11 protein-coding genes and 1 pseudogene are annotated in these 18,332 nt (G+C 68.2%); 7 read left to right on the forward strand and 5 right to left on the reverse strand.

Features of this window, described 5'->3' with window-relative positions; genetic code table 11:
* Window positions 1-25: 25 nt before the first annotated feature.
* From ACTJJX_RS12560 to fusA, 3 genes and pseudogenes are all read right to left on the reverse strand, one after another.
* Window positions 26-229, reverse strand: a pseudogene (locus ACTJJX_RS12560) (nitrilase-related carbon-nitrogen hydrolase); the annotation flags it as partial.
* A 160-nt stretch (window positions 230-389) separates the two neighbouring features.
* The gene (locus ACTJJX_RS12565; protein ID WP_003120255.1) at window positions 390-2,984 is read right to left on the reverse strand and encodes a bifunctional diguanylate cyclase/phosphodiesterase; all 2,595 of its coding nucleotides are present in this window, start codon (window positions 2,982-2,984) and stop codon (window positions 390-392) included.
* 171 nt (window positions 2,985-3,155) lie between these two features.
* Complete coding sequence (fusA, locus tag ACTJJX_RS12570; protein WP_016851686.1) at window positions 3,156-5,264, reverse strand: elongation factor G; 2,109 nt, start codon at window positions 5,262-5,264, stop codon at window positions 3,156-3,158.
* 275 nt (window positions 5,265-5,539) lie between these two features.
* Here fusA and ACTJJX_RS12575 point away from each other — a divergent pair, with 275 nt between their 5' ends.
* From ACTJJX_RS12575 to ACTJJX_RS12605, 7 genes are all read left to right on the forward strand, one after another.
* A complete protein-coding gene (locus ACTJJX_RS12575; protein WP_016851687.1) occupies window positions 5,540-8,182 on the forward strand; it encodes a TonB-dependent receptor in 2,643 nt (880 codons plus the stop codon).
* Window positions 8,183-8,361: 179 nt separating this feature from the next.
* Window positions 8,362-10,086 (forward strand): carbamoyltransferase family protein, encoded by a 1,725-nt coding sequence (locus tag ACTJJX_RS12580; protein ID WP_016851688.1) that lies wholly within the window; start codon window positions 8,362-8,364, stop codon window positions 10,084-10,086.
* Window positions 10,087-10,129: 43 nt separating this feature from the next.
* Window positions 10,130-11,293 carry an MFS transporter gene (locus ACTJJX_RS12585; protein ID WP_003109654.1) on the forward strand — a complete coding sequence of 388 codons (1,164 nt, stop codon included), beginning with the start codon at window positions 10,130-10,132 and terminating at the stop codon, window positions 11,291-11,293.
* Between the two features lies 1 nt (window position 11,294).
* Complete coding sequence (locus ACTJJX_RS12590; RefSeq protein WP_003103648.1) at window positions 11,295-11,963, forward strand: HAD family hydrolase; 669 nt, start codon at window positions 11,295-11,297, stop codon at window positions 11,961-11,963.
* Window positions 11,960-12,598, forward strand: coding sequence for a YdcF family protein (locus ACTJJX_RS12595; protein WP_003088740.1), 639 nt, complete (start codon window positions 11,960-11,962; stop codon window positions 12,596-12,598). Before ACTJJX_RS12590 ends, ACTJJX_RS12595 begins: the two co-directional genes overlap by 4 nt.
* 148 nt (window positions 12,599-12,746) lie before the next feature.
* Complete coding sequence (locus ACTJJX_RS12600; protein WP_003103645.1) at window positions 12,747-14,591, forward strand: copper resistance system multicopper oxidase; 1,845 nt, start codon at window positions 12,747-12,749, stop codon at window positions 14,589-14,591.
* Window positions 14,588-15,643: a copper resistance protein B gene (locus ACTJJX_RS12605; RefSeq protein WP_023082770.1), complete on the forward strand. Its 1,056-nt coding sequence runs from the start codon at window positions 14,588-14,590 to the stop codon at window positions 15,641-15,643. The genes ACTJJX_RS12600 and ACTJJX_RS12605 overlap by 4 nt, the downstream gene beginning before the upstream one ends.
* 19 nt (window positions 15,644-15,662) lie before the next feature.
* Here the strand turns inward: ACTJJX_RS12605 and ACTJJX_RS12610 are convergent, their stop codons facing one another.
* Window positions 15,663-16,886: a DUF2235 domain-containing protein gene (locus ACTJJX_RS12610; RefSeq protein WP_003088736.1), complete on the reverse strand. Its 1,224-nt coding sequence runs from the start codon at window positions 16,884-16,886 to the stop codon at window positions 15,663-15,665.
* Window positions 16,887-17,088: 202 nt separating this feature from the next.
* A complete protein-coding gene (locus ACTJJX_RS12615) occupies window positions 17,089-18,270 on the reverse strand; it encodes a cysteine desulfurase family protein (RefSeq protein ID WP_016851690.1) in 1,182 nt (393 codons plus the stop codon).
* Window positions 18,271-18,332: the final 62 nt, after the last annotated feature.

Genomic DNA, 18,332 nt, shown 5'->3' on the forward strand with positions numbered 1-18,332 from the left:
TCTCCTCCGGCAAAAGGGCGCGGCGCCGATACTGGTCCGCGCCCTTTTTCATTCGCCCAGCCGCGCCTGGCCGCTCGCCCTCGGGACGCGGTGCCGCCGGCCAGTTCACCGGTGCGCAGAGCAGTTGTGCGCCGGACAGCGCCGGCAGGCGCACCCATTCGGGAAACTCCAGGTCGCAGCAGACCATCACCGCGATTCGCCCGAAGCGGGTAGCGACCACCGGCGCTGGCCCTGGCACAAGGCCATGGGAAGGACGGAGTGTCGGCAAGCGAAGACGGGAAGGGAATCAGTCAGGTCAAATAATCAGTTCAGCATTTTCTGAACCATACGCAGGGCGATCGCTGAACCGAGGGCCGCCGAGGCACCGCGTGCGCCCTTCTGACTCCCTCTCAAGGCCGGCGCGCAGCATGGCCTTCGGCGGAAACCTGTGGCGCCTGGGTCTGCCCCGCCTCGCGCTCCAGCAGATCGCGCAGGCGCTGCGCATCCAGCGGCCGGCTGAGCAGGAACCCTTGCAGTTCGTGGCATTGCTCGTCGCGCAGGATATGCATCTGCCCTTCGGTCTCCACGCCCTCGGCGGTGACCCGCAGGTTCAGGGCGTTGCCGAGATTGATGATGGCCTGCACGATCGAACGGTCGCGCCCGGTCTTCTCCATGCTGGCGACGAAGCGCTTGTCGATCTTGATGCTGTCGAAGGGATAGGTGCGCAGGTAGCCGAGCGAGGAATAGCCGGTACCGAAGTCGTCCATGTTGAGGCGGACGCCCAGCTCCTTGAGGGCCGTCATGGTCCGCAGCGCGCCATCGACATCGTTGAGCATGACGTTCTCGGTCACCTCCAGCTCCAGCCGGCGAGCATCCAGGCGGGCCAGGCGCAGGGCCTCGCGCACCTGCCAGACGATATCGCCGGTCATGAACTGCGCCGGCGACACGTTCACCGAGACCATCACCTCGCCTGGCCAGCTGGCGGCGGTGGCGCAGGCCTCGCGCAGCACCCAGTTGCCGATCTGTACGATCAGGTCGCTTTCTTCCGCCAGGCCGATGAACTCGTCCGGGCCGATCAGCCCGCGGCGCGGATGGTTCCAGCGGATCAACGCCTCCGCCGAGGCGATCGTCTGTTCCTGCGCCAGGAAACGCGGCTGGTAGTACAACTCGAACTCGCCGTTCTGCAAGGCGGCGCGCAACTCGGTCTCGCGCAGCTTCTTCTCGGCGAGATGGGAGTCCATCGCTTCCAAGTAGAAACGCCAGGTATTGCGCCCCGCGGCCTTGGCCTCGTACATCGCCACGTCGGCGCAACGCAGCAGGCCGCGCGGATCGCCGCCGTGCTCCGGCGCCAGGGCCACGCCGATGCTCGCGCCGACATGGAAGCTGTGCCCTTCGTAGGCGACCTCGCGGTTGATCACGTCGATCAGCCGGCTACAGAACTTCTCGATTTCCAGCTTCGACGACACGTGGGTACTGACCACCACGAACTCGTCGCCGCCGAGCCGGGCAACCATGTCCTGGTCGCGGGTCGAGGCGCGCAGCCGTTCGGCGATGGCGTAGAGCACCGCATCGCCGGCGGGATGGCCGTGCTGGTCGTTGATCGGCTTGAAGCGGTCGAGGTCGAGCATCAGTACCGCTACCGGCGACTTGCCAGCCTTTTCCGCCAGCAGGCGTTCGAGGAACTGGAACAGCTTGTTGCGGTTCGGCAGGCCGGTCAGGGCATCGTGCAGGGACAGATGCTGGATCTTCGCATGGGCTTCGACCTCGTCGGTGATGTCGGCCGCCGTGCCGCGATAGCCGCTGGCGACGCCGTTGCGGATCGCGCTGGCGCTCAGCTTGCCGACCCGCGCCTGGCCCTGGCTGTCGCGGAAAGCGCAGACCAGGCTGGACGGCGCACCGGCATCGGGCAGCCCTTCCAGCCACTTGACGATGTTCACCGTATCGCTATCCAGCAACTCGTCCAGCCGCCGCCCGATCCAGGCCTCCGGCTGGTAGCCGGTGACGTCGCGGAAGCGCACGGAGAGATAGGTGAAGACGAAATGCCCGTCGACTTCCCAGATCCAGTCCGAGGCCGCCTCGGCTATCGACTTGAAACGTTCCTCGCTGGCCAGCAGGGCCTGGTTGCTGCGTTTCAGGACCTTCTGCTGGCGATCCACCGCGCGGGCGTTGAGCACGGCGCTGCGGCTCAGCCAGAACAGCAGCCCGGCGGCGAGCACGAAGATTCCCAGCAGCGGCAACGCGGTCTCCCGCAGCATGGCGCTACCCGGACGCGACGACACCCAGGCCAGGCGATGGGGAGTGCCCTCCAGGGCAAGGCTTTCCTTGTCGCCCGCCGCGCCGCCGGCCAGCAGGTGCAGGTTGGCGATGCCGTAGTCGCCGCCGAGCTTGGCCAGCTTCGCCGGGGTCAGCCGGTCGACGAAGACCATCACCGAGGCCTTGGCCAGGTCGATGGGCGCATGATCGCTGGTGGGCTTGATCGCCGAGGCAACCAGGATCGCCGGTGCGCCGTCGAAGTCGACGTAGCGGCTGATCGCCGCTTCGTCCACCGCGGCACGGCGTGCGGAGCGGAGGATGTCCCCGGTGTCGGCGTTCAGCGAGTCGGCCAGCGAGCGTTCGGAAAGCTCGCCCTCGAGCATGGCGTAGCGAGTGCCACGGTCGTCGATGACGAAGACGCCGTCGTAGCCGTTGGTGGTGTAGAGCACCGAGCCGAGGTTGTTCTTGGTGAAGGCCCAGTCCACGTCGACCCGGTTTCCCAGATAGACGTAAGCATCGGTCCAGAACGAATAGGTGGTGGAGAACTGCTCGGAATTTTCCCGGCGATTCTGCAGCGCCTTTTCCACGTAGAAATGGCTCTGCTCGATGGCGATGTCGTCCTGGTGCCTGGCGATGTGCAGGATCGCCCAGCCGCATGCACCGAGGGCGAGGAAAAGGGCGGCCAGGAACATTAGGAGATGCTTGGAGACCTGGGAGACTGCGGTACCGCTGGCAATCGCTGAAGCAAGCATCGATTCGCCATCCTTGTGACCGTATAGGTGCGGGCCTTGGTCACTGTCTTATAGTTAAGCATCCAGGGGGCGTCAAAAACCCCGCTTGGCAAGCGCATCGGCGCCGAAGATGCGGCTGCCGCTCCCGCAAAGGCGCGCGCCGCCGCTGGCCTCGGCGGCGCGCGGCGGCTCTCAGCGGCCCTGCCTGGCGACGATCGCCTCGGCCACGCTGGCCGGTACCTCGGCATAGCGGACGAACTCCATCGAGTAGCTCGCGCGCCCCTGGGACATCGAGCGCACGTCGGTGGCATAGCCGAACATTTCGCCCAGCGGGACCTCGGCACGGATCACCTTGCCCGCCGGGGTATCCTCCATGCCCTGGATCAGGCCACGCCGGCGGTTGAGGTCGCCCATCACGTCGCCCATGTAGTCCTCCGGGGTCACCACCTCGACCTTCATCACCGGCTCCAGGAGCACCGCTCCGCCCTTCTGCGAGAGGTGCTTGGTGGCCATCGAGGCGGCGATCTTGAACGCCATCTCGCTGGAGTCGACGTCATGGTAGGAGCCGTCGTACACCGTCGCCTTCAGGCCGATCAGCGGGTAGCCGGCGAGCACGCCGTTCTGCATCTGGTCCTCGATGCCCTTCTGGATCGCCGGGATGAACTCTCGGGGAATCACCCCGCCGACCACCTCGTTGTGGAACTCCAGGCCTTCCTGCCCCTCGTCGGCCGGAGCGAAGCGGATCCAGCAATGGCCGAACTGGCCGCGGCCGCCGGACTGGCGGACGAACTTGCCCTCGATCTCGCAGGTGTTGCGGATGGTCTCGCGATAGGCCACCTGCGGCTTGCCGATATTGGCTTCGACGCCGAACTCGCGGCGCATGCGGTCGACGATGATGTCCAGGTGCAACTCGCCCATCCCGGAAATGATGGTTTGCGCGGTCTCCTCGTCGGTCTTCACGCGGAACGACGGGTCTTCCTGGGCCAGCTTGCTCAGGGCGATGCCCATCTTCTCCTGGTCGGCCTTGGTCTTCGGTTCCACCGCCACCGAGATCACCGGATCGGGGAAGTCCATGCGTTCGAGGATGATCGGCTTGTCGATGGCGCACAGGGTGTCGCCGGTGGTCACGTCCTTCATGCCGATCAGCGCGGCGATGTCGCCGGCGCGCACTTCCTTGATCTCGTCGCGCTGGTTGGCGTGCATCTGCACCATCCGCCCGACCCGCTCCTTCTTGCCTTTCACCGAGTTGAGCACCGCATCGCCGGAAGTCAGCACCCCGGAATACACACGGGCGAAGGTCAGGGTGCCGACGAAGGGGTCGGTGGCGATCTTGAACGCCAGCGCCGAGAACGGCTCGTCGTCGTCCGCATGGCGCTCGTCGTGCTTCTCTTCGTCGTCCGGGTCGGTACCCCTGATCGCCGGGATTTCCGATGGAGCCGGGAGATAGTCGATCACCGCGTCGAGCACCAGAGGCACGCCCTTGTTCTTGAACGAGGAGCCGAGCACCGCCGGTACGATCTGGTTGGCCAGGGTCCGCTGGCGCAGCCCGGCCTTGATCTCCTCGATGCTCAGTTCCTCGCCTTCCAGATACTTGTTCATCAGTTCGTCGTTGGCCTCGGCAGCGGCCTCGACCATGTGCGCCCGCCACTCCTCGGCCAGCGCCCGCAGCTCCGCCGGGATCTCCTCCTCGCGGTAGCTGGTGCCCTGGTCGGCATCGTTCCAGTAGATGGCCTTCATCTTCACCAGGTCGATCTGCCCGCTGAAGTTTTCCTCCGAGCCGATCGCCAGTTGGATCGGCACCGGGACATGGCCCAGGCGTTGCTTGATCTGCGCGACCACGCGGAGGAAATCGGCGCCCTGGCGATCCATTTTGTTGACGTAGGCCAGGCGCGGCACATGGTACTTGTTGGCCTGGCGCCAGACCGTCTCGGACTGCGGCTCGACCCCGTCGGCGCCGCTGAACACCACCACCGCGCCATCGAGCACGCGCAGCGAGCGCTCCACCTCGATGGTGAAGTCGACGTGGCCGGGGGTGTCGATGATGTTGAAGCGATAGCGGTGCGGGAACTGCTTGGTCGAGCCCTGCCAGAAGGCCGTGGTCGCCGCCGAGGTGATGGTGATGCCGCGCTCCTGCTCCTGGACCATCCAGTCCATGGTCGCCGCGCCGTCATGGACCTCGCCCATCTTGTGGTTGACGCCGGTGTAGAAGAGGATCCGCTCGGTCGTCGTGGTCTTGCCGGCGTCGACGTGGGCGACGATGCCGATGTTGCGATAAAGCTCGATGGGAGTGGTGCGAGCCATGATCTGCCCCTTGGGTGCTGCCCTGGATGATGGGAACGACTGCTGAAAGAAAAATGTAGCTGAAGAAAGGACGCCGCAGCACCGCCGCGACGCCTGCTTTTCGACCTCGGCAGAGGGGACTGGTTCTGCCGCTCCGGCCCGCCGACGAAAGGCGCGACGGCAGGGCTTGTTCCCAGCGGACATAAACTCATGGCGCAAAGGTCTAAGCCGTCCCTGGAAAATCCCCCGGCTCGACGGACATCCCTGGACACACCGGAACAAGGGATGCCCCGACCATGCACCGATCGCTCCACACCGACGCGCCGCTGGGCGCCGCCCTGCTGCTGGCCCTGCAGCTCGCTCCCGGCAGCGCCGCCGCGGCGGAGGAACAGGCGCCTGTCGACCCGCCCACGGTCCAGTTGCAACGAATCGAGGTGACCGGCAGCGCGATCCGCCGGGTCGATGCGGAAACCGCGGTGCCGATCAGCGTCCTGCGCGCCGAGGAGCTGCGCCAACAGGGCGTGACCAGCACCGAGGAACTGATCGGCCGGCTTTCCGGCAACCAGGGCGTATACAACTCCAGTCGCTCGGTCGGCAGCGCCACCGGCGGCGCCTCGTTCGCCGACCTGCGCGGAATCGGCGCGAACAAGACCCTGGTGCTGCTCAACGGCCGGCGCCTGGCGAACAATGCCATCGACGGCTCCGCGGTGGATCTCAACACCATTCCCTTCGCCGCCATCGACCGGGTCGAGGTGCTGCGCGACGGCGCCTCCGCGCTGTACGGCACCGATGCCATCGGCGGGGTGATCAACTTCATCACCCGCAAGAGCCTGAACGAAGGCCGCTTCGACAGCGGCTACGCCTCCCCCACCCACGACGGCGGCGGCAACCAGCGCAACGTCAGCGCTAGCTGGGGCTTCGGCGAGCTGGAGGAGGATCGCTTCAATGTCTTCGCGGTGGCCAACTACGACAAGCAGGAGCGCCTCGGCGCCAAGGACCGTGGCTACACCTACAACTACCAGCCGGGACGCGGCCTCGACTACAGTTCCGGAACCGCCTTCCCCGGCAACTGGAGCCAGGGCGCCAACGCCAGCAATCCGCTGGCCGCCGGCGGTTGCAAGGGCGCCGACCTGATTCCGCGCAACGGCATCTGCCGGCAGAGCCTGTGGCGCTACCTCGACCTGGTGCCGGAAACCGAGAAGACCTCGGTGTTCAGCCGCGCCACCGGCAAGCTGGCCGACGAGCACAACGTCAGCCTGGAGTACTTCTGGTCGCGCAACGACAACGCTACCCAGGTCGGCCCAGGGACCCTCACCGGCCTGCAGATCGATCCCGGCACCGCCTTCTATCCCGGCAACGGCATCACTCCCGGACCCGGCGGCTTCGTCCTCGACCCGAGCCGGCCGGTGGAGGTCAACTGGCGACAGAGCGTGCTCGGGCCGCGCCTGCAATCCTCGCAGAACACCGGCCAGCGCCTGCTGCTCGGCTTCGACGGCCAGTTCGCCGACTGGGACTACGATATCGGCGCCTCGTACAACCAGAACAAGGTGGTCGACCATATCCACAGCGGCTACGTCGATGATCGCGCCGCCGCCCTCGGCATCGCCAACGGGACGCTGAACCCGTTCGGGCCGCAGACCGACGCCGGCCTCGCCTACCTCGGCAGCCATGCCCTGAGCGGCGACTTCCGTACCTCGATCGGCCGCGTCAAGGGCCTGGACGCCCGCGCCAGCCGGGAGATCGGCGACTGGTTCGGCGCCGGGCCGGCGGCCCTGGCGCTGGGCGGCGAGTTCCGCAAGGAAGCGTTCCACCAGGACATCCAGGACTTCGCCGGCAACGTGCAGAGCCTCGGCGTCGATCCCGCCGCCACGGTCAGCGGCGAGCGCAACCTGAAGGCGCAGTACGCCGAACTCAACGTGCCGGTGCTGGACAGCCTGGAACTCAGCGCGGCGATCCGCCACGACAAGTACAGCGACTTCGGCAGCACCAGCAACCCGAAATATTCGTTCCGCTTCCAGCCGTTCCGCCAGTTGGTCCTGCGCGGCGCCTACAGCGAAGGTTTCCGTGCGCCCTCGCTGTACGAACTGTACAACCCGACCTTCACCACCTATACCAGCGCCAACTACGACGACCCGCGCCTGTGCGCCGGCGGCCAGCCGAGCCAGGGCGGCATCGCCAACCGCGACTGCGCCCAGCAGTTCTACAACGCCACCGGCGGCAATACCGACCTGCGACCGGAAACCGCGCGCAACGTTACCCTGGGCCTGGTCTACCAGCCGCTGCGCGACCTTTCCGTCGGCCTGGACTTCTGGTGGATCAGGATCGCCAACCAGATCGCCGAGTTTCCCGAAGCGGCGATCTTCGCCGACCCGCAGGCCTACGCCGGACGCATCGTGCGCAAGGCCGACGGCTCTATCGATCACGTCGTCACCGGACTGGCCAACCTCGGCAAGGTAAAGACCAGCGGCGTCGACCTGAGCCTCGATTATCGTTTCCCGGCCAGCCGCTACGGGCAGTTCGGGCTCGACCTGCAAGGCACCTACGTGTCCCGCTACGACTTCCAGCAGCAGATCGGCGGCCAGTACCTGGACAACGTCGGCGACTTCCAGGGCGTCGGCGTGATCGCCCGCTGGAAGCACGTCGCCAACGCCACCTGGAGCCGCGACGCCTGGCAGGCCACCCTGAGCAACCGCTACACCAGCGGCTACAACGACTACGACCGCGCCAGCCACGGCAAGGTCGGCTCGTGGAACCTCTGGGACCTGGCCGGCAGCTACCGCCTCAGCCACGCGCTGGGGCTGACCCTCGGGGTGAAGAACCTGTTCGACCGCGAACCGCCGTTCAGCAACCAGACCTACACCTTCCAGAGCGGCTACGACCCGCGCTACACCGATCCCTACGGGCGCATCCTGTTCGGCCGCCTCAGCTACAGCTTCTGATGCCGGCGCGGGCGCCCGGCCGGTATGGCCGGCAAGCCCGTCGACGGCTGTCCAGCTACCAGATCCGGTAGCCCTGCCAGATTTCGCAGGCGACCAGATCTGGCAGGTTGTTGGGCTCCCGGTGCCATGCAACCTATTACGCCTCTCGCCCCCCACCCGTTCGCGCAAGAGGACACCGCATGATCATTCTCGGGATCACCAACAACGACCTGGCCGGCGCCTGCCTGGTGCGCGACGGCGGGATCGTCGCCGCCGCCAGCGAGGAGCGCTTCACCCGCCAGAAGGACCACAAGGCCTGGCCGAGCCGCTCCATCGACTATGTGCTCGGCGAGGCCGGCATCGACCTGGCCGACATCGACCGCATCGCCTACGGCTGGAACGCCGGGTTCGACGCCGGGCGGCACCTCGACCTCTACCTGGACCGGGTCCTCGAGGAAGCCCGCGAGCGTCCCGAGGGCCTGCCGCACCTGCGCAAGCGGATCGCCGACGAGATGGCCAACGACAAGGCCAAGCGCGGCGAATTCGATGCCTTCGTCCGCGCCAACGGCCTGCGCGGCAAGGTCGAGTACATCGACCATCACGAATGCCACGCCCTCGGCGCATTCGTCTGCTCGCCGTTCGACGAGGCGCTGACCCTCACCTGCGACGGCCGCGGCGACTTCCAGTCGCTCACCGTCACCCACTACCGCGCCGACGGCGGCGAGGCGGTCCTGCAACGCGAGACCAGCGTCGACAGCCTGGGCTACTTCTACGGGCGCATCACCCGCCTGCTCGGCTTCAAGCCGAACCGCCACGAAGGCAAGATCACCGGCCTGGCGGCGTTCGGCGACGCGGAAAAGCTGCTGCCGCTGATGAACGACATGATCCGCCTGGAGAACGGCCGCCTGCGCGCCCGCTGCGGCGAACTGTACCTGCCCTCCTACCACGGCTACAGCGATCCGCTGCTGCAACGCTGCGCGGCGGAACGCCCGGCGGATGTCGCCGCCGCCGCGCAACGGCACTCCGAAGACCTGCTGGTGGCCATCGCCCGGGAGCACGTGGCGCGCACCGGCTGCGCCAACCTGTGCCTGGCCGGCGGGGTGTTCGGCAACGTCAAGCTGAACCAGCGCCTGCGCGAGATCCCCGGGGTCCGCGATGTCTACGTGCTGCCCTGCATGGGCGACGGCGGCCTGGCCCTGGCCGCGGCGGTGGCGGTGGCCTATCGCGAGAACGGTACGCGCTTCCCGGCGCCGAGCATGGCCCTCGGGCCGGACGCGCGCAGCGCCGCGCAGAATGCCGAGCTGATCGCCAGCCAGTACCCGCAGCTGGCCTACAGCCGGCCGGCCAACCTGATCGAGACGCTGGTCGAAGCGCTGCGGGAAAACCAGGTGCTGGGCATGTTCAAGGGCCGCATGGAGTTCGGCCCGCGCGCCTTGTGCAACCGCAGCATCGTCTACCATCCCGGCGATGCCAGCGCCAACGACTGGCTCAATCAGCGCATGGAACGCACCGAGTTCATGCCATTCGCCCCGGTCACCGCGGTAGAACACGCCGAGGCTTGCTACGTTGGCTGGCGTGAAGACCAGGTGGCGGCCGACTACATGACCATGACCTACGACTGCCATGCGGATTTCCGCGCGCGCTGCCCGGCGGTGGTGCACGTCGACGGCACCGCGCGGCCGCAGATCATCCGGCCGCAGGCCGATCCGTTCATGCACGCCCTGCTGCATGCCTGGCATGCCCGCAGCGGCCAGCCGGCCCTGATCAACACCTCCTTCAACCGCCACGAGGAACCGATCGTCTGCGCCCCGCAGGACGCCCTCGGCGCGCTGGAGGACGGCATGGTCGACCTGGTGGTGCTGGGCGAGTCCCTGCTGGTCTGGCGCAAGGGCGAGAACGCCTTCGCCAGGGCGCGCTTCGAGTGAGGCGCAAACCGCAGCGAACCGGCACGGCGACGCGGGAACCGGCATGTACCTGATCTTTTCCGGCTACTTCGCCGCCGAGGGGCTGATCTATCCGTTCTGGCCGACCTGGCTGGCCAGCCTGGGCTTCGGCGCCAGCCAGATCGGCCTGTTGATCGCCGCGGCCTACTGGCCGCAGGTGATCGCCGGGGTGGCGCTGACCTACGTGGCCGACTGGCGCATCGACCAGTTGCGCCTGGCGACCCTGCTGGCGGCCCTGGCCGGCGCCTGCGCCCTGCTGTTCCAGCTGGCCGAGGGCCTGCCCCTGTTCATCGCCCTGAGCGTGCTCTACGGCGCATTCTGGACCAGCGTGCTGCCGCTCACCGAATCCTACCTGCTCAAGCGCGACAAGGCCGCCCTGCAGAACTACGGACGGGTACGCGCGGTCGGTTCGCTGGCCTTCATCCTCACCGCGACCCTGGGCGGCCTGCTGCTCGGTCGGTTCGGCCAGCAACTGGTGCCCGCCCTGGTCGGCCTGACGATGCTGCTCACCGCCCTCGCCTGCCTGTTCCTCCGTCGCCGCAGCCTGCGCCGTCCGGACTCGCCGCTGCCGGGCGCCAGGCGCCGTCCCGACCTGCGCGGGATCCTCCGGCAACGCCCCCTGCTGCTGGCCATCGCCGCGGCGGGAATGATCCAGCTGAGCCACTCGCTGTACTTCACCACCGCCTCGCTGGGCTGGCAGGCGCTGGGCTACTCGTCGTTCTCGGTCGGCGCCTTCTGGGGCCTGGCGGTGATCGCCGAGATCAGCTTCTTCGCCGTCTCCAACCGCATCCTGGACCGCCACCCGGCGCTCCAGGTGATGCTCTTCTCCAGCCTTTGCGCGGCGCTGCGCTGGGGCCTGCTGGCCGGCAGCGAACATCTCGCCGCGATCCTCCTCGGCCAGTGCCTGCACGCCCTCAGCTTCGCCGCCTACCACGCCGCGGTGATGCGTTACATCCGCGACCACGCGCCGGAAAGCGCGCGGGTACTGACCCAGGGAATCTACTACTCTCTGGCGGTAGCGCTGCCCATGGGCCTCGCCAGTCCGGCCGCCGGCTGGCTGTACGAAGGCCTGCCGCAGTGGTCCTATCTGATCATGGCGCTGTTCGCCCTCGGCGGCGCGGTCCTGGTCTGGCTTGCCCTACAGAGTGCCCGAGATGCATCGACTAGCGTTTTCAGCCGTTCTGTTTGACATGGACGGCGTCCTGATCAGCTCCCGCGAAGCCATCGCCGCGGCCTGGAGCCGGGTTGCCGGCGAACAGGGCGTGGCGCTCGGCCCGGACTGCCTGCGCGATCACGTGCACGGTCGCCCGGGCGGCTACACCCTGGACTATCTGTTCGGCCACCTGCCGATGGAGCGCCGGCGGATCCTCAAGCAACGGGTCGATGCGCTGGAGGAAGGCGCCGACTGTCCCCTGCTGCCCGGCGTCGCCGCGGTGATCCGCCAGTTGCGTTGGCTGGACGTGCCCTTGGCGCTGGTCACCAGCAGTTGGCCGGCACGCATCGACCACGTGCTGCGCCAGCACGACCTGCAGGCGGCGTTCCGCACCCTGGTCAGCCGCGACGACGTGGTCCACGGCAAGCCGGCTCCGGATGGCTACCGCCTGGCCGCGGCCAGGCTCGGCGTGGCACCGTCGCGCTGCCTGGTGTTCGAAGACTCCCTCAGCGGCGTGCAGGCCGCCTGCGCCGCCGGCGCGACCTGCGTGGCGATCGGCGAGGAGAGCGGCCTGCTCGCCGCCGGCGCGCGCTGGTCGGTCCGGGATTTCCGCGAGCTGCGGATCGTCCGCGAAGACGACCGGCTGTACTGCCAGCATCGGCACCCCGCCACGACCGGCAGCGAGAGGAGCGTTGGCGTCCCATGAGCCCGACCCTGCAAGATGCCCGGCTGCTCTGGGACTTCCTCGGCCAGGGCCGCTGCCATGTGCCCTGCGAACTGCTGGTGGTATGCGGCTCCTACGACCTGCGGGTCTGCGACCACGCCTGCGAACTGCTCGAACGCGGCCTCGCCGAACGCCTGCTGTTCACCGGCAACACCGGGCACTGGACGCGCCATCTCTGGGTCGAGCCGGAAGCCGAGCTGTTCGCCCGCCACGCCAGGGCACGCGGGGTAAGCGACAGCCTCATCGTGATCGAGCCGCGGGCGACCAACTTCGCCGAGAACATCGCCTTCGCCCGCGAGCTGTTCCCCGACCTGCGCCGCGCGACCTTCGTCACCAAGCCCAACTCGATCCGCCGCGTGGCGCTGACCCTGCCGGTCCGCTGGCCGGGGCTGGAGGGACACGTGGATGCGCCCGACTACGCATTTCCCGACGGCATCTCGAACCTGGTCGGCGTACTCGGGGTGATCGACGAGATGGTTGGCGACCTCGACCGCATCATGCGTTACCCGGCGCTGGGCTTCCAGGTCGCCTGCCCGATCCCGGCGCAGGTCATGGACGCCTGGGAACGCCTGGTGGCGCGGGGTTTCGACCGCCACCTGGTGAACCCGCCGCGCTGAGCTGACAGCTCTGTAATCTTCCCCACAGCTTGCCGACAGGCGCGCGCCGCTAGGGTGTCCGCATCGCCGCACCGCCCTGGCGGGGCCGCGACCTCCCGGCTGCGCAAGCTCGCGCAGTCCGTCCTGCCACCTGCGTGGAAACCAGCGGATGCACAGAACTTCGCGACGCACCTTCGTCAAAGGCCTCGCCGCCACCGGTCTGCTCGGCGGACTGGGTCTCTGGCGCGCCCCGGCCTGGGCCCTGGCCGGGCCGGGCCAGCAGAACCTGCTCGCCGGCGACAGTTTCGACCTGTTCATCGGCGAGACCCCGGTGAACCTCAGCGGCTCGCCGGCCACCGCCATGACCATCAACGGTTCGCTGCCCGGCCCGACCCTGCGCTGGCGCGAAGGCGACAACGTGACCCTGCGGGTGCGCAACCGCCTCGCCGAGGACACCTCGATCCACTGGCACGGCATCATCCTGCCGGCCAATATGGATGGCGTACCGGGCCTCAGCTTCGAGGGCATCGCTCCCGGCGGTCTCTACGAATACCGCTTCAAGGTCCGGCAGAACGGCACCTACTGGTACCACAGCCACTCGGGGCTACAGGAGCAGGCCGGGGTCTACGGCGCCCTGGTGATCGACGCCCGCGAGCCGGAACCGTTCAGCTACGACCGCGACTACGTGGTGCTGCTCAGCGACTGGTCGGACGAGAAGCCGCAGCGCATCCTCGCCAAGCTGAAGAAGCAGTCCGACTACTACAACTTCCACAAGCGCACCGTCGGCGACTTCATCGACGACGTCAGCGCCAACGGCTGGGCCGCGACCCTGGCCGACCGCAAGATGTGGGCCGAGATGAAGATGAGTCCCACCGATCTCGCCGACGTCAGCGGCTACACCTATACCTACCTGCTCAACGGACAGCCGCCGGACGGCAACTGGACCGGCCTGTTCCGCCCCGGCGAAAAGCTCCGCCTGCGCTTCGTCAACGCCTCGGCGATGAGCTATTTCGACGTCCGCATTCCCGGCCTGAAGATGACCGTGGTGGCCGCCGACGGACAGCACGTCGAGCCGGTCAGCGTCGACGAGTTGCGCATCGCCGTGGCCGAGACCTACGACGTGATCGTCGAACCGGGCGGCGAGCGCGCCTATACCCTCTTCGCCCAGTCCATGGACCGCAGCGGCTACGCCCGCGGCACCCTGGCGCTGGCCGAAGGACTTAGCGCGCCGGTGCCGACGCCCGATCCGCGCCCGCTGATCGGCATGGACGACATGGGCATGGGCGGCATGGACCACGGCGCCATGGGGCATGGCGCGGCGACGAGGCCCGCCAGCGAGATGGACCATTCGAAGATGTCGGGCATGGACATGAATGGCATGGACCATTCGAAGATGGCCGGCATGGACATGAACGGCATGGACCACTCCAAGATGGCCGGCATGGACCACTCCAGGATGGGCATGGACACCATGCCGATGCAGTCCCATCCGGCTTCGGAGGACGGCAACCCGCTGGTCGACATGCAGACCATGACGCCGACACCGAAGCTCGCCGACCCCGGCCTCGGGCTGCGCGACAACGGGCGGCGGGTGCTGACCTACGCCGACCTGCGCAGCCGCTTCGCCGACCCGGACGGCCGCGAACCGGGGCGCACCATCGAGCTGCACCTGACCGGGCACATGGAGAAGTTCGCCTGGTCCTTCGACGGCATCAAGTTCTCCGACGCCGAGCCGCTACGCCTGACCTACGGCGAGCGCCTGCGGATCGTCCTGGTCAACGACACCATGATGACCCACCCGATCCACCTGCACGGCATGTGGAGCGACCTGGAGGACGAGCAAGGCAATTTCCTGGTGCGCAAGCACACCATCGACATGCCGCCGGGCACCCGCCGCAGCTACCGGGTCACCGCCGACGCCCTGGGACGCTGGGCCTATCACTGCCACCTGCTGTTCCACATGGAGATGGGCATGTTCCGCGAAGTGCGGGTAGACGAAGGAGACAACGCATGAGCCGCCAGCCGAAACCCGCCCGCCTGGCCGGCGGTGCCCTCGCCCTGGGTCTGCTGCTGGGCCTGCCGAATCCCGTCGAGGCCGCGCGGGACAATGGCATGGACCACTCGGCCATGGACCACGGCGCGATGCCTGGCATGGACCACGGCCAGAGGACCTCCGCCCCGGCGAAACCCATGGACCACCAGGGGATGGGGCATGGCCGGATGCCGGGGATGGACCACGGCACCGCATCGCCCGCCCCGGCACAGCCCATGGAGCACCAGGGAATGGACCATGGTCGGATGCCGGGGATGAGCCGCGCTGCGCGGCAACCTCCGGCGCAGGCCGCGCCCAGCCAGAGCCGTACGCCGATCCCGGTGCCGACCGAGGCCGACCGCCGTGCCGCCTTTCCGCCGCTGGAGGGGCACAAGGTGCACGACAGCGCGCTGAACAGCTTCTTCCTGCTCGACCAGTTGGAATACCAGGACGCCGACGACGGCAGCGCGCTGGCCTGGGACGCCAGCGGCTGGATCGGCGGCGACATCAACCGCCTGTGGCTGCGCAGCGAAGGCGAACGGCTCGACGGCAAGACCGAGGACGCCGAGGTCCAGGCGCTGTTCGGGCACGCCATCGGTCCCTGGTGGGACCTGGTCGCCGGCGTGCGCCAGGATTTCAAGCCCGGCTCGCCGCAGACCTGGGCGGCGTTCGGCGTGCAGGGCCTGGCGCTCTACGACTTCGAGGCGGAAGTCACCGCCTTCCTCGGCGAGAACGGCCAGAGCGCGCTGCGCCTGGAGGGCGAGTACGACATCCTGTTGACCAACCGGCTGATCCTCCAGCCCAGCGCCGAGGTCAACCTGTACGGCAGGAACGATCCCGCCCGCGGCATCGGTTCGGGCCTTGCCGATAGCGAGCTGGGCCTGCGCCTGCGCTACGAGATCCGTCGCGAGTTCGCGCCCTACATCGGGGTGACCTGGAACCGCTCCTACGGCAACAGCGCCGACCTGGCCCGCGCCGAGGGCGAGGACGACGACGAGGCGCGCTTCGTCGCCGGTATCCGCATGTGGTTCTGAACGCGATCGCGGCCAGCCGCTAGCGGTAGCCGTCGAGCAACGGCGAATCGTCGATGAGGTCGCAGCGTTCCAGCGCTGGCAGGTTGCACGGCCGGTAGTCGGGGCATTCGTCCAGCCGCCGCTGCACCGAACGGTGCAGCTTGACCCGGGTTTCCTGCCCGACCGGTTCCAGCGGCCGCGAGCGCGGCCGGCCACGCGACCAGCGCCAGGCGCGGTTGCCGCTGCGGCGGTCCCAGACCAGCAGCGGCAGCCACTCGGCCAGGCGCCAGGGCCGGGTCATCACCGGCAGGATCGGCGCGGTCGGGTCCGGGCCCTGCTTCGAACGTGCGCGCAACTGGTCGCGGCTGCGCGCCGGGTCGACATGCAGGCCGGCCTCCAGCGCCTCGCCGAGCATCCAGGTAAAGGCCACCAGAGCCAGCCGCGAGTCCTTCGGCGCATAGCCACCGCCGACATCGGAGTGCATGCCGGGGAACCACACCTGCAACACGTCGGACTTGCGGTCCTTCTCGCCGAACCAGAGGTTCTGCCGGAAGAAGCAGCGGCATTCGTCGATGGCCAGGGCCTGGCGGACCACGTCGACCATTTCGTTGTTCGAGGAATACGGCACGGTCAGCGGGTCGTAGACCCAGCCCACCGAGGTCACGGTGTCGAACAGGCCGAGGAAGTGCACCTTCACCTGCCGGCCGAAGACCTTGCGGAAGCGTCCCAGCAGGCCGAAGTCCGGTCCGCGGCGACGCGTGCCGGCCCGCTTGTCTTCGTCGCGGGGCGGCATGCGGGTGGTGAGCAGGGTCCAGGCGTAGTCGAAGAGGTGCGGCTGGTGCGCATCGATCAGGCCCACCGCGCGCAGCATCGCGGCCAGCACGCGCACCGCGTAGGCCCCGCGGGAAAAGCCGAAGAGGAATATCTGGTCGCCGGGCCGGTAGTGCTCGGCGAGGAAGCGATAGGCGCCCTCGACGTTGCGCTTGAGCCCCCAGCCGAAGGCCAGGCCGGCGATCCGCGAGGGAAACTTCTGCCACTCGAACAGGGTTTCCTTCAGGCCGAAGGTGCCGACGCCCTGGTCGTAGTAGGCCAGCACCCTGCGCGGATCGCGCGACAGCGAGCGGTACAGGCGCACCACGTTGGTCGGCTGGTCGCCGAAGCGGTTCGAGGTTCCGTCGATGCAGACCACCAACTGGCGCGGCGCGTCGTTGTCCTGGGCGCTGCCGGCAGGCGGCAAGGCGGAATCGGGGGAGAGATCGTCCATTGGGCTCACGCAGGCAAAGCCTGACTTCCGTCGGCGGTGGATGGGAATGGCGACGCATGATACCCAACCTGGATGATCCGCCAAGCGCACATTGCCGGGAAATGGCGGCAAAGACGAAAAGCCCCTGGCGCCGCAGGGCGAATAACCGCTTCGCGGTTATCCGCAGCCCCTGGCTTCGGCGAGGGCGGGTCGAGCCGGCCGCTCAGCCTGCCCTGGATACCCCGAGGAACGGCTGCCACGCCGGCGCGCCACTATCCGCCGCGGCCTTGAGGGCGGCCACCGCCGCGTCGACGTCGGCCTCGCGGGTGTAGCGACCGAGGCTCAGGCGCACGCTGCGGCCAGCGCTGGCGGCATCGTGGCCGAGGGCGAGAAGCACGTGGGACGGCGCCGGCCGCGCCGAGTTGCAGGCCGAGGTGCTGGACACCGCCAGGCTGGACTCCAGTGCCTGGGGGACAAAGGCCGGGTTGTCGAAGGTCAGGTTCAGGGTATGCGCGATGCGTGCGTCGGCGCTGCCGTTCAGGCGCCAGCCGTCGATCTGCGCCAGCCCCTCCAGCAGACGCCGCTGGAGTCCGGCGATGCGCCTGCCCTCCTCCTCGAAAAGCTCGCCGGCGAGGGCGAAGGCCTCGCCCATACCGACGATCTGGTGGGTCGCCAGGGTCCCGGAACGCAGGCCCTGCTCGTGTCCGCCGCCGTGGATCTGCGCCTTCAGCCGCCGCTCGGCGCGCGGCCCGACGTACAACGCGCCGATGCCCTTGGGCCCGTAGGTCTTGTGTGCGGAGAACGACATCAGGTCCACCGCCAGGCGGCCCAGGTCGATCTCCACCTTGCCGCTGGCCTGCGCCGCGTCGACGTGGAACAGCGCGCCGCGCTCGCGCACCCGTTCGCCGATGGCGGCGATGTCGGTCAGGGTGCCGAGTTCGTTGTTGACCCGCATCAGCGACACCAGGCGGGTATCGGCGCGCCAGGCCGCCTCCACCTGTTCCGGCCGGATCAGGCCATCGGTGCCGGGCGCCAGCCAGGTCACGCTCCAGCCGTCATCGGCGAGTTGCTGCACGGTGTCCAGCACCGCCTTGTGCTCCAGGCGACTGGTGATCAGGTGGCCGGGTGCGTCCAGCGCCTGGGCCACGCCCTTGAGGGCCAGGTTGTTGGATTCGGTGGCGCCGGAAGTCCAGACGATCTGCCCGGCGCTGGCGCCGACCAGCGCGGCCACCTGCTCCCTGGCCCGCTCCACTGCCCGCCGCGCCTGGCGGCCGTAGGCATGGGAATTCGACGCGGGATTGCCAAAACACACCTGGTAGCCGAGACACTCCACCATGGCCCGGATCACGCGCTCGTCCACGGGCGTGGTGGCGGCGTAATCGAAGTACAACGGTAACGAACTCATCGCATTCCCCCAATCGATCGGACGGACCCGGAAGCCGACATGGCTCCTTGTCCCTGACGGGC

The organism is Pseudomonas sp. 22490 (assembly GCF_052044465.1).
Taxonomy (GTDB): Bacteria; Pseudomonadota; Gammaproteobacteria; order Pseudomonadales; family Pseudomonadaceae; genus Pseudomonas; species Pseudomonas aeruginosa.